Annotated in this window: 7 protein-coding genes and 1 pseudogene; 5 read left to right on the forward strand and 3 right to left on the reverse strand. The window is 67.3% G+C overall.

Annotation, left to right across the window (positions count from 1 at the left end):
- Positions 1–47: 47 nt before the first annotated feature.
- From LE197_RS10810 to LE197_RS10820, 3 genes are all read left to right on the forward strand, one after another.
- Positions 48–1,454 carry an amino acid permease gene (locus tag LE197_RS10810; RefSeq protein WP_023109158.1) on the forward strand — a complete coding sequence of 469 codons (1,407 nt, stop codon included), beginning with the start codon at positions 48–50 and terminating at the stop codon, positions 1,452–1,454.
- Between the two features lie 285 nt (positions 1,455–1,739).
- Entirely contained in the window at positions 1,740–3,614 is a 1,875-nt protein-coding gene (locus tag LE197_RS10815; protein WP_023109159.1) for a (7S,10S)-hydroperoxide diol synthase, read from the forward strand.
- A gap of 39 nt (positions 3,615–3,653) precedes the next feature.
- Positions 3,654–5,558 (forward strand): 10S-dioxygenase, encoded by a 1,905-nt coding sequence (locus tag LE197_RS10820; RefSeq protein ID WP_023109160.1) that lies wholly within the window; start codon positions 3,654–3,656, stop codon positions 5,556–5,558.
- A 36-nt stretch (positions 5,559–5,594) separates the two neighbouring features.
- Here the strand turns inward: LE197_RS10820 and LE197_RS10825 are convergent, their stop codons facing one another.
- Positions 5,595–6,497: a LysR family transcriptional regulator gene (locus LE197_RS10825; protein WP_003121680.1), complete on the reverse strand. Its 903-nt coding sequence runs from the start codon at positions 6,495–6,497 to the stop codon at positions 5,595–5,597.
- 514 nt (positions 6,498–7,011) lie between these two features.
- Here LE197_RS10825 and LE197_RS10830 point away from each other — a divergent pair.
- Positions 7,012–7,221, forward strand: coding sequence for a hypothetical protein (locus LE197_RS10830; RefSeq protein WP_003088759.1), 210 nt, complete (start codon positions 7,012–7,014; stop codon positions 7,219–7,221).
- Positions 7,222–7,397: 176 nt separating this feature from the next.
- The gene (locus tag LE197_RS10835; protein ID WP_012614217.1) at positions 7,398–9,059 is read left to right on the forward strand and encodes a hypothetical protein; all 1,662 of its coding nucleotides are present in this window, start codon (positions 7,398–7,400) and stop codon (positions 9,057–9,059) included.
- 28 nt (positions 9,060–9,087) lie between these two features.
- Here LE197_RS10835 and LE197_RS10840 read toward each other — a convergent pair.
- Together LE197_RS10840 and LE197_RS10845 are read right to left on the reverse strand one after the other, a co-directional pair.
- A pseudogene (locus LE197_RS10840) lies at positions 9,088–9,285 on the reverse strand (nitrilase-related carbon-nitrogen hydrolase); the annotation flags it as partial.
- A 166-nt stretch (positions 9,286–9,451) separates the two neighbouring features.
- Positions 9,452–12,046 carry a bifunctional diguanylate cyclase/phosphodiesterase gene (locus tag LE197_RS10845; RefSeq protein ID WP_003120255.1) on the reverse strand — a complete coding sequence of 865 codons (2,595 nt, stop codon included), beginning with the start codon at positions 12,044–12,046 and terminating at the stop codon, positions 9,452–9,454.

The raw sequence follows: 12,046 nt of genomic DNA on the forward strand, positions 1-12,046 counted from the left end.
CCTCGGCAATTCATAAGAACCCCAATAAGATTCCAGAGGACATCCAGATGAACGACCCCCAGGGCTTCGAGGCCATCTCGCGCCGCGAACAGGGCCTGCAACGGCGGCTCTCGGCCGCGCAGATGAGCATGATCGCCATCGGCGGCGCCATCGGCACCGGCCTGTTCATGGGCAGCGCCTTCGCCATCGGTTTCGCAGGCCCCAGCGTCCTGCTCAGCTATGCCATCGGCGCGCTGATCACCTTGCTGCTGATGGGCTGCCTGGCGGAAATGACCGTGGCCCATGCCACCCCCGGCTCGTTCGGCGCCTTCGCCGAGCACTACGTCGGCCCGCTGGCCGGGTTCCTGGTGCGCTACGCCTATTGGGCGGCCATCGTCCTGGCGGTGGGCACCGAGGTCACGGCGGTGGCCATGTACATGAAGTACTGGTTCGCCGGTATCCCGGAATGGGTCTGGATCATCTCCTTCTCGACCCTGCTGATCGGCCTGAACGCCAGCAGCGTGAAAGCCTTCGGCAACTTCGAATACTGCTTCTCGACACTGAAGATCGCCGCCATCGTCGCCTTCATCCTGCTCGGCGCCTACCTGGTGTTCGGCTCCGCCAACCCGGCCTACGGCGTGCACAACTACAGCGCCCACGGCGGCTTCTTCCCGCACGGCCTGAAAGGCATGTGGATCGCCGTGGTGGTGTCGATCTTCAGCTATCTCAGCGTGGAGATGATCGCGGTCGCCGCCGCCGAGGCCGAGCATCCGGAACAGGCGGTGAAGTCGGCGTTCCGCTCGACCATCGTGCGCCTGGTGGTGTTCTACCTGCTGACCCTGGCGCTGATGCTCGCCATCGTCCCCTGGGACCAGGCCGGGCAGAGCCAGAGCCCGTTCGTCACGGTGATGCAGGCGATTGGCCTGCCCGGCGCCACCGGGGTGATGAACTTCGTGGTGCTGGTGGCCGCGCTGTCGGCGATGAACAGCCAGCTCTACATCACCACCCGGATGATGTTCAGCCTGTCGCGCGCGGGGCACGCGCCGAAGGGCCTCGGCGAACTGAGCCGCCAGGGCGTGCCGCTGAACGCGCTGCTGCTGTCGAGCGTCGGTATCGCCCTGGCGACCCTGCTCAACCTGGTCTACCCCGAGCAGTCCTTCACCCTGATGATGGCGGTGTCGATGTTCGGCGCCCTCTTCACCTGGCTGATGATCTTCTTCACCCACCTCTGCTTCCGCCGCCACCGCGCCCGCCACGGCGGCGCGCCGCTGGTCTTCCGCATGCGCCTGGCGCCCTGGTCGACATTGCTCGGCCTGGCGCTGATGGCGGCGATCCTGGTCACCACCTTCTTCACCGAGGCGTTCCGCATGACCCTGGTCTTCGGCGTGCCGTTCCTCGCGCTGCTCAGCGCACTCTACCTGGTCTTCGTCCGCAAGCCCGGCAGGGATTGTCCGATAGAACGGGCAACGCCCTAGGCGCTCTCCGCCCTGCGAACCTGGCGCGCCCGGCGAAGCCCGACCGGCGCGCCCTTTCCGGACCGGGCGGTTCCGTTTCCCATACCTTTTCCGTCGCACAAAAAGCATTACCCGCCGGCCGCCGCGACTCCGTAGCGTAGTGCCCAACCGGACGTTCCGGCCCGCGGCGCGCCGCGGCCGGCGCGCTCCCGTCAGGGACGAAGTGGCGGCACGCCCAGCCATCGAGCGCACTGCATCGCTCTGCCCTGTGGGGACGCAGACGTCGTCAGCCATGAGGGGAACACGATGCATCCGACCTTTTCGCGGGTCCTGCTGGCCGCCGCACTGGCCGCCGCCGGCAACCCTGCCGTCGCCACCGAAATCCAGCTCGAGCAAGGCTGGAACGCCGAGCAGCGCGCCTCCTGGTACGACGCCTCGCTCGGTTCGCGGCTGCTGCCGCTGGCCTGGGCCCAGGCGCTGGAACGTCCGAACAGCGAGGAACGCCTGTTCTCCGAAGACAACGCCCGGCGCCTCGGCTTTCCCCTGCGCAACTGGCAAGGCGGCGAACTGCGCCTGCCGCGCGGCTTCGCCCTCGACCAGCAGGACGACAGCCAGTTCTCCGACACCCGCCTGCGCTGGAAAGCCCGCCAGTCGTCCAGCGAACCCTGGGTCGGGCTGAATTGCGCCGGCTGCCACTCCACCGACATCAGTTACCGCGGCAGCGAACTGACCGTCGACGCCGGCGCCACCCTGGCCAACGTCCAGGCGATCTTCGACGAAGTGCTCGCCGCGCTGCGCCGCACCAGCGACGACGGCGACAAGTTCGCGCGCTTCGCCGGCAACGTCCTCGGCAGCGAGGACAGCCCGGCCAACCGCGAGCTGCTGAAGGCCGCCCTGGTCAAACGCGCGGCGCTGATCGACACCCTGCTGAGCATGTCCGCGACCGACCTGCAACCCGGCCCGGGGCGCCTCGACGCCACCGGCCAGTCACTCAACCGCGCGGCAATCAACTCCGGCGCCCGCCATCTGCAAGCGAACCCGACCGACGCGCCGACCAGCTTCCCGGCACTGTGGCACACGTTGCAGATGGACAAGCTGCAATCCAGCGGATTCGTGCCCAACGTCAAGGTCCTCGATCTCAACGGCCAGGTCTTCGACCTCGGCTACCTGGCCGGCGACATCGGTGTGGTCCAGGGCGACTACGGCGACGTGGTCAGCCATCCGCTGTCCGGCCTGGAGGGCTATATATCGAGCATCCGCGTGGACAACCTGACCCGTGTCGAGGGCCTGATCCACAAGCTCAAGGCGCCGGCCTGGCCGAGCCAGCTGTTCGGCGCCCCGGACAGCGCCAGGCTGGTCCAGGGCAAGCGCCTCTACGAGGAGAACTGCGCGGCCTGCCATGCGAGCATCGGCCGCGACGACCTGCAAACCCCGATCAAGGTCCGCCAGGTGCGCCTGAAGGCCCATGGCGACGACGCGCCGATCGGCACCGACCCGTGGATGGCCTGCAACACCTTCACCTTCAGCAGCCCCAGCGGCAACTACTTCGGCCTGTTCCGACCGTCCCTCGGCACCCCCAGCGGCGTCGGCATCGTCGGGCGGACTTCGAAGATCGCCGACATGCAGGTCCCCGAGGTGTTCCAGATCATGCTCGGCAAGAAAGGCCAGCTGGCCGACGGCATCGCCGAGATCATCCACGCCATCGTCACCGGGCAGCAGACCCTGCCCGGCTCCGACAGCCTGCAAGCGGTGCCCGCCGGACAATTGCTGCTGGCCGGCGCCGCCCCTGCCGACAGCCAGGCGCAGAGCGTCACCGCCGGCGAAGTCCCCACCGACAAGAGTGCGCGCAAGGACTACTGCCTGAATACCGAGCATCCATTCCTCGGCTACATCGCTCGCCCGCTGAACGGCATCTGGGCCACCGCACCCTACCTGCACAACGGTTCGGTGCCGTCGCTGTACGACCTGCTGCTGCCCCAGGAGCAACGGCCGGCCACCTTCTACACCGGCAGCCACGAGTTCGATCCGAGCCGGGTCGGCTACCTCACCGCGCCCGGCCCGGACAACGCCTTCCTTTTCGACACCCATCTGGAAGGCAACTCCAACGCCGGCCACGACTTCGCCCGCGAGTACGACGAAAGCCAGCGCCTGGCGCTGCTCGAATACCTCAAGACCCTGTGAGCCGGCCCCGCCCACATGCCCAATAGAGAGAACCGCCCGATGACCCTATCGCGACTCAGCCTTGCCATCCTTTCCGTCCTCGCCGGTGCCCCGGCATTCGCCGACGACAGCGGCGTCGACCTCGACCAGGGCTGGAACCAGACCCAGAAGACCGCCTGGCTGGAAGCCGGCCAGGGCTCGCGGATGCTGCCGCTGGCCTGGCTGGTGGCGCTGGAGCAGCGCGCCAGCGAAGAACCGCTGATGTCCGATGCGCTGATCCGCCAGTACGGCTATGTCCCGCACACCCTCGGCGGTTCCAGCGTGAAGGTGGTGCAGGGCTACGCGGTCGACCGCAGCGACGACAGCGACCTGACCTTCACCAAGCTGCGCTGGAAAGCCCTGCAGGGCTCCAGGGAACCCTGGGTCGGACCGACCTGCAGCATGTGCCACACCTCGCACATCAGCTACCAGGGCACCCAGTTGACCGTCTACGGCGGGCAGACCATGGGCGACCTCGCCGGCTTCCAGCTGGAGATCCTCGGCGCCCTGCAGAGCACCCGCGCCGACACCGCCAAGTTCGAGCGCTTCGCCCGCAAGGTGCTCGGCGCCGACGGCCTGGTCAGCGGCTACAACGACGCCAACAAGGCGCGCCTGCAGGCAGCCCTGGACGCCACCATCGTGCGCCTGCGCGACGGCTCGCACTTCAACCTGCCGCACGATCCCGAGTTCGGCCCGGGCCGCCTGGACGCCATCGGTTCGATCTTCAACTCGGTGGGCTACGAACTGCACGCCGACGAGCAGATCTACGGCGCCGAGGACGCCCCCGTGAGCTATCCGTTCCTGTGGAACGTACCGCAGCTGGACCGCGTGCAGTGGACCGGCTTCAACCCGAACCACATCAACGTGGTCGACATCGACAACCGCAAGTTCGACGTCGGCGCCCTGGCGCGCAACGCCGGCGAGGCGGTCGGGGTATTCGCCGACGTCAAGGTGCTCAGCCCGATCCAGTCGGCGCTGCACATCGGCTACCCGTCGAGCATCAACGTCGACAACCTGATCCGCATCGAAGACCAGCTCGGCCAACTGAAGCCGCCGGCCTGGCCGAACCAGCTGTTCGGCGCCCCGGAGCCGACCAGGGTCGCCGAGGGCCGCGAGCTGTACCGGCAACATTGCTCCAGTTGCCACACGCCGCTGGACCGCAACGACCTGCGGACCCCGGTGAAGACCGTGCTCACCCACCTGCAGGCGCGCGGCGAGGTCGCGCCGATCGGTACCGACCCGTGGACCGCCTGCAACAGCATCGCCCAGCTGAAGACCGGCTACGTGCGCGGCAAGCCCTACCTGTCCTTCGTCGGCACCGGCCAGCGCGGTTTCTACGGCAAGCAGGCCTATGCGGTGGACGTGCTCCAGGAAGTGGTGGTCCAGGCCCTGGCCGCGCGCGGCCTGAGCGTCGCCCTGGGTGCCTTCCAGACCGCCGCCCTGGGCATCTTCGACGGGCAGTTGCCGCCGCTGATCAGTCCGGTGCCGGACAGCCCCGACGCCGACAGCGCCGAAGCGACCGCCGCGGACGCGCCAGGCGCCCTGCTCCTGGCCGAAAACGTCGCGGCCGGCAGCGACAAGGCCCGGCGCCTGGAGCAGTGCCTGGCGATGACCAGCGACCTGATGGCCTACAAGGCGCGCCCGCTGAACGGTATCTGGGCCAGCCCGCCCTACCTGCACAACGGCTCGGTGGCGACCCTCTACGATCTGCTGCTGCCGCCGGACCTGCGGCCGCGGACCTTCTATACCGGCAGCGTCGAGTTCGACCCGGTCAACGTCGGCTACATCACCGATGCCGGCGGCGCCAACCGCTTCCTCTTCGACAGCGGCAAGCCGGGCAACGCCAATGGCGGCCACGACTACGGCAACGCGCAGTTCAACGAGCAGCAGCGCCGCGCCCTGGTCGAGTACATGAAGACCCTCTGAAGCCCCTCGCGCGGCCGGCGCTCCCGGCCGCGTCCCTCAACCGGCGGCGACCCGCCGCGCGGTCTCGACGAAGCATTCGAACTGGGTGTCGCTGGCGCGAAGCCGCGAAGTCGGCGACACCGCCAGCCCCACCGGCAGGCGGAAGCCTTCGTTGACCGCCGCCGGCAGAGCGGTGAAGGCCACCCCCGGATAGGCGAACTTGGTCAGCGACAACGGCAGGAAGGCGAAGCCGTCGCCGCTGGCGACCTGGGCCAGGAGAATGCTCAGGTCGTTCGGCCGCACGCTGCGCCGGGGCGCGAAGGCAGCGGCATCCATCGCATCGTTCATGAACTGGCTGTAGGCGGGAAACAGCGAGTCCTTCGGTACCAGTAGCGGCTCGCCAATCAGGTCGTTCAGCGACCAGTCGGGCGCCAGTCGCCGGTGCAGGGTTTCCGACAGGGCGATGACGTGCTCGTAGCTGCCGATCTCCATCAGCTCGTATTCGCGCACCACCTTCGGCGGCGCGCCGATGATCGCCGCGTCCAGGGACGACTCGCGGACCAGGCTGAGCAGGTCCAGCGATGGCGCCCAGGATGGCGAAACGGCGCTGCACACCCGCGCTTCCTTCAGTTGCCGGGCCAGCTCGCCGGACCAGCCGGGATCGAGGTAGCGGCTGAAACCGATGTGCAACTGGCGGTCGTCGCCGTCGCCGATGTCGCGGGTCAGCGCCTTGGCCTCGGCGATGATCTTCACCGCGCGGCAATGCACCACCCTGCCCACCTCGGTCAGGCTCACCCCGGCCGGACCGCGGACGAACAGCGCCTCGCCGATGTGCGCTTCGAGCGCCTGGATCTGCCGCGACAGCGACGGCTGCGAAACGTGCAGCACCTCGGCGGCCTGGCCGATGCTGCCGTACTCGGCGACACAGGCGAAATACATCAGCTGGCGCAACGAAGGCATCGCCTTCGACCAGTTGATGATCGGGAAACTGGCATCGGTCACGGACATTGCGTACATACCCCTCGCTGGCAACACGGGTCGGATCGGCACGGGCAGGGAAACCCCGGGACGGCGCGACGAACGACCGCCGGCAGCCTGCTTCCGAAAGCCGTTTCGCGGCAGAAGAACGAAAGATAGGTAGCGGAGATGACAGGAAGCGCGACGTTCGGGTCCGGGACGCTCTTCATGGACGGCGTCTTGTTCCCGCGCCGCCAGTATAGCCAGGCGGCATGGGGAACTGGCCATGCGGCGCGCCACCACCGCGGGCCACCCTCGCCGTTCGGATAGGTCCCCTTGCCAGGTCGGTCCGAAGCTGCCGGGGGGCTATCGAAAGCGCTGCGCCGTGGGCACCGGCCACGAACGCAGGCCACCCCGTCGGCAGCGGCTGAACCGTTTCGTCTTTTCGTGAACCGCTTCCGTGTCGGCGGAGCGCCAGGGGGGCTACGCTGAGTTTTTCAGGATCAGGAGTACCGCCATGCTGGATCACGACCTGACTGTCGCCCTGCTCTGCCGTCTCAACCAGAACCAGAGTGCCCTCGGCATGGCCCTGGAGGAGCTGGCGATCTGGGCGAAGCGCCATGAAGGCGGCGAAACCTACGATGTCGTCATGAACCACCTGCAGACCCTGGAGCGCAACGCCGACTTCGTCGCCGAGGCCATCGTCGTCCTGATGGCGGATCGCTGAAGCGCGCCGGCCCCGTACGAGCGGACGAGCCTGCGCGGTGCGCTGGGCACGGCACGCAGTAAAATCTTCAAGATTTTTCTTACAAGGCAATAGGACTCGTCCAAGTTACCTCGCCCATAGCTCCCGGTACCCTCGCCCGTTACACCTTTCAAGCACCAACGGGATCTCCAGGGCTTATGCTTCTTCGAACCATCAGTGTGGAAACTGCCGAGCAGACGGAACTGAATGCGGCCTTGTTGTGTGGTTTCGCCATTCCCGCCAGCGACCGCAACTTCATCGCCTACAGCCTCAACGAACAGGTCGACGAAAACGACTCGCGCGTCTACATCGCCTCCCTGTTCAAGACCGACGACGGCTTCCGCCTGGGCCGTCTCGACACCGACGAGGCCTGCGAGGCGGCCATCCAGGTGTTCCGCCAACTGGTCCGCGAAGCCACCACCGGCAACCGCCGGACCAGCGATCTGGCCTACCACCTCATCGACCTGCAGGACGCGGCCATCGCCCCCTCGCGGCGGGAAGAACACCGCTCCCTGGTGCTCGAACGCGAATGGGTGATGAAGCTCGTCACCTTCGAGTCCCCCCATGGCTACGGCCCCGCCCTGGATGGCGAGGAACCCTGCGCGGAAGTCCCGCCGCTCGTCCAGGAGGCCCTTTTCGAAGACGCCGCTCCCGATGTCCTCGCCGAAGACGATGCGGACGAGACCACGGACGGGCCGGCGGAGCCCATCGACGAGCCCGAGGCGGCGGAAGACGAAACCGTCACCGAGGCCGGATGCGTCGAGCCCGAGCCGCGGCCGGATGCGGAAACGGCAGCGCCCGAGGGTGGGGCGCCAGCCGAGTTCGCGGCGAAAGCGGAGCAGTCCGCCAAGGTAGCGGATGCCGAGGCCATCGGCGCCTTCGTCGACAACGCCAGTCATCTTCGCGAGGAGCTTGCCGACCTGGCGCAGATGCTCCACCCCGCGCTGCACGCCGCCGACGCCACGGGCAGCGCCAACCTTCCGTCTCCAGACGCCGCCGAGGAATCCTCCATGCCCCCGAGCCCCTCCCCCCTCGCCGCACCCGCGCCGGAACCGGTATCGGCCAGGGTCCCCAGCCTGTCGCTGCGCCTCCGGGTGCCGCCCGCACGCCTGGCCGGCGCCGAGGGCGGGGCCAACGCCAGAGAGGCGCCCACCCAGGCCGCCGCCGTCATTCGCCAACCCGAGGATGAAGCCCACGTGGATACGGATACCGCGCTCGATATCGGCAACGATACCGAGCATCTGCTACAGGACGTGCAGGGCACCCTGGCCGACCTCGCCGGCATGGCCCAGCAACTGAGCCAGCAGAAGCAGGAAGCGCTCAAGCAGCAGGAGTCGCTGGAGTCGCTCCAGACGCAACTGCACGAGAAGGAGCGGCAATTGCAGGAAAAGGAAAAGCAGCTCCGGCAGTGGCACAAGCGCCTGCAGGACGACCGCCAGGCGCTGGAGCGGGAAACCGAGCAGAGCAACCGTCTCCTCGCCGAGCGCAGCGCGGCCCTGCAACAACTCGCGGAAAGCGTCGAAGCCCGCGAGCGCAGCAGCGCGCGGCGAGCCGAAGTACTGCAGATCGAGCAGGAACGCCTCGAAGAGTTGCGCAGCCAGCAGAACCTGCGCCAGGCCGAACTGGAAAAGCGCGAAGCCAGCGTCCAGCAGCGCAGCCTGGAACTCGGCGAGCGCTTCAAGAAGCTGGAAAGCGCCCGCGAGAAGCTGGCGCAGATCGTCAAGGGTTTCAACGAGACCGTACAGTTCAATACCGCTCTGCACGCCATCAGTCATACCGGGTTGAAGCGCCAGGAAGAGAGCGCAGCCGAACTGGAATAAGGTTCTCCTCCGGCAAAAGGGCGCGGCGCCGATACTGGCCCGCGCCCTTTTTCATTCGCCCAGCCGCGCCTGGCCGCTCGCCCTCGGGACGCGGTGCCGCCGGCCAGTTCACCGGTGCGCAGAGCAGTTGTGCGCCGGACAGCGCCGGCAGGCGCACCCATTCGGGAAACTCCAAATCGTAGCAGACCATCACCGCGATTCGCCCGAAGCGGGTAGCGACCACCGGCGCTGTCCCTGGCACAAGGCCATGGGAAGGACGGAGTGTCGGCAAGCGAAGACGGGAAGGGAATCAGTCAGGTCAAATAATCAGTTCAGCATTTTCTGAACCATACGCAGGGCGATCGCTGAACCGAGGGCCGCCGAGGCACCGCGTGCGCCCTTCTGACGCCCGCTCAAGGCCGGCGCGCAGCATGGCCTTCGGCGGAAACCTGGGGCGCCTGGGTCTGCCCCGCCTCGCGCTCCAGCAGATCGCGCAGGCGCTGCGCATCCAGCGGCCGGCTGAGCAGGAACCCTTGCAGTTCGTGGCATTGCTCGTCGCGCAGGATATGCATCTGCCCTTCGGTCTCCACGCCCTCGGCGGTGACCCGCAGGTTCAGGGCGTTGCCGAGATTGATGATGGCCTGCACGATCGAACGGTCGCGCCCGGTCTTCTCCATGCTGGCGACGAAGCGCTTGTCGATCTTGATGCTGTCGAAGGGATAGGTGCGCAGGTAGCCGAGCGAGGAATAGCCGGTACCGAAGTCGTCCATGTTGAGGCGGACGCCCAGCTCCTTGAGGGCCGTCATGGTCCGCAGCGCGCCATCGACATCGTTGAGCATGACGTTCTCGGTCACCTCCAGCTCCAGCCGGCGAGCATCCAGGCGGGCCAGGCGCAGGGCCTCGCGCACCTGCCAGACGATATCGCCGGTCATGAACTGCGCCGGCGACACGTTCACCGAGACCATCACCTCGCCTGGCCAGCTGGCGGCGGTGGCGCAGGCCTCGCGCAGCACCCAGTTGCCGATCTGCACGATCAGGTCGCTTTCTTCCGCCAGGCCGATGAACTCGTCCGGGCCGATCAGCCCGCGGCGCGGATGGTTCCAGCGGATCAACGCCTCCGCCGAGGCGATCGTCTGTTCCTGCGCCAGGAAACGCGGCTGGTAGTACAACTCGAACTCGCCGTTCTGCAAGGCGGCGCGCAACTCGGTCTCGCGCAGCTTCTTCTCGGCGAGATGGGAGTCCATCGCTTCCAAGTAGAAACGCCAGGTATTGCGCCCCGCGGCCTTGGCCTCGTACATCGCCACGTCGGCGCAACGCAGCAGGCCCCGCGGATCGCCGCCGTGCTCCGGCGCCAGGGCCACGCCGATGCTGGCGCCGACATGGAAGCTGTGCCCTTCGTAGGCGACCTCGCGGTTGATCACGTCGATCAGCCGGCTACAGAACTTCTCGATTTCCAGCTTCGACGACACGTGGGTACTGACCACCACGAACTCGTCGCCGCCGAGCCGGGCAACCATGTCCTGGTCGCGGGTCGAGGCGCGCAGCCGTTCGGCGATGGCGTAGAGCACCGCATCGCCGGCGGGATGGCCGTGCTGGTCGTTGATCGGCTTGAAGCGGTCGAGGTCGAGCATCAGTACCGCTACCGGCGACTTGCCAGCCTTTTCCGCCAGCAGGCGTTCGAGGAACTGGAACAGCTTGTTGCGGTTCGGCAGGCCGGTCAGGGCATCGTGCAGGGACAGATGCTGGATCTTCGCATGGGCTTCGACCTCGTCGGTGATGTCGGCCGCCGTGCCGCGATAGCCGCTGGCGACGCCGTTGCGGATCGCGCTGGCGCTCAGCTTGCCGACCCGCGCCTGGCCCTGGCTGTCGCGGAAAGCGCAGACCAGGCTGGACGGCGCACCGGCATCGGGCAGCCCTTCCAGCCACTTGACGATGTTCACCGTATCGCTATCCAGCAACTCGTCCAGCCGCCGCCCGATCCAGGCCTCCGGCTGGTAGCCGGTGACGTCGCGGAAGCGCACGGAGAGATAGGTGAAGACGAAATGCCCGTCGACTTCCCAGATCCAGTCCGAGGCCGCCTCGGCTATCGACTTGAAACGTTCCTCGCTGGCCAGCAGGGCCTGGTTGCTGCGTTTCAGGACCTTCTGCTGGCGATCCACCGCGCGGGCGTTGAGCACGGCGCTGCGGCTCAGCCAGAACAGCAGCCCGGCGGCGAGCACGAAGATTCCCAGCAGCGGCAACGCGGTCTCCCGCAGCATGGCGCTACCCGGACGCGACGACACCCAGGCCAGGCGATGGGGAGTGCCCTCCAGGGCAAGGCTTTCCTTGTCGCCCGCCGCGCCGCCGGCCAGCAGGTGCAGGTTGGCGATGCCGTAGTCGCCGCCGAGCTTGGCCAGCTTCGCCGGGGTCAGCCGGTCGACGAAGACCATCACCGAGGCCTTGGCCAGGTCGATGGGCGCATGATCGCTGGTGGGCTTGATCGCCGAGGCGACCAGGATCGCCGGTGCGCCGTCGAAGTCGACGTAGCGGCTGATCGCCGCTTCGTCCACCGCGGCACGGCGTGCGGAGCGGAGGATGTCCCCGGTGTCGGCGTTCAGCGAGTCGGCCAGCGAGCGTTCGGAAAGCTCGCCCTCGAGCATGGCGTAGCGAGTGCCACGGTCGTCGATGACGAAGACGCCGTCGTAGCCGTTGGTGGTGTAGAGCACCGAGCCGAGGTTGTTCTTGGTGAAGGCCCAGTCCACATCGACCCGGTTTCCCAGATAGACGTAAGCATCGGTCCAGAAGGAATAGGTGGTGGAGAACTGCTCGGAATTTTCCCGGCGATTCTGCAGCGCCTTTTCCACGTAGAAATGGCTCTGCTCGATGGCGATGTCGTCCTGGTGCCTGGCGATGTGCAGGATCGCCCAGCCGCATGCACCGAGGGCGAGGAAAAGGGCGGCCAGGAACATTAGGAGATGCTTGGAGACCTGGGAGACTGCGGTACCGCTGGCAATCGCTGAAGCAAGCAT

Source organism: Pseudomonas sp. PS1(2021), from assembly GCF_020405165.1.
Taxonomy (GTDB): Bacteria; Pseudomonadota; Gammaproteobacteria; order Pseudomonadales; family Pseudomonadaceae; genus Pseudomonas; species Pseudomonas aeruginosa.

Excerpts from the sequence above, each read along its gene's own strand:
- LE197_RS10810 (WP_023109158.1), top strand. The coding sequence starts at position 48 with ATGAACGACCCCCAGGGCTTCGAGGCCATCTCGCGCCGCGAACAGGGC.
- LE197_RS10815 (WP_023109159.1), top strand. The coding sequence starts at position 1,740 with ATGCATCCGACCTTTTCGCGGGTCCTGCTGGCCGCCGCACTGGCCGCC.
- LE197_RS10820 (WP_023109160.1), top strand. The coding sequence starts at position 3,654 with ATGACCCTATCGCGACTCAGCCTTGCCATCCTTTCCGTCCTCGCCGGT.
- LE197_RS10825 (WP_003121680.1), bottom strand. The coding sequence starts at position 6,497 with ATGCCTTCGTTGCGCCAGCTGATGTATTTCGCCTGTGTCGCCGAGTAC.
- LE197_RS10830 (WP_003088759.1), top strand. The coding sequence starts at position 7,012 with ATGCTGGATCACGACCTGACTGTCGCCCTGCTCTGCCGTCTCAACCAG.
- LE197_RS10835 (WP_012614217.1), top strand. The coding sequence starts at position 7,398 with ATGCTTCTTCGAACCATCAGTGTGGAAACTGCCGAGCAGACGGAACTG.
- LE197_RS10845 (WP_003120255.1), bottom strand. The coding sequence starts at position 12,046 with ATGCTTGCTTCAGCGATTGCCAGCGGTACCGCAGTCTCCCAGGTCTCC.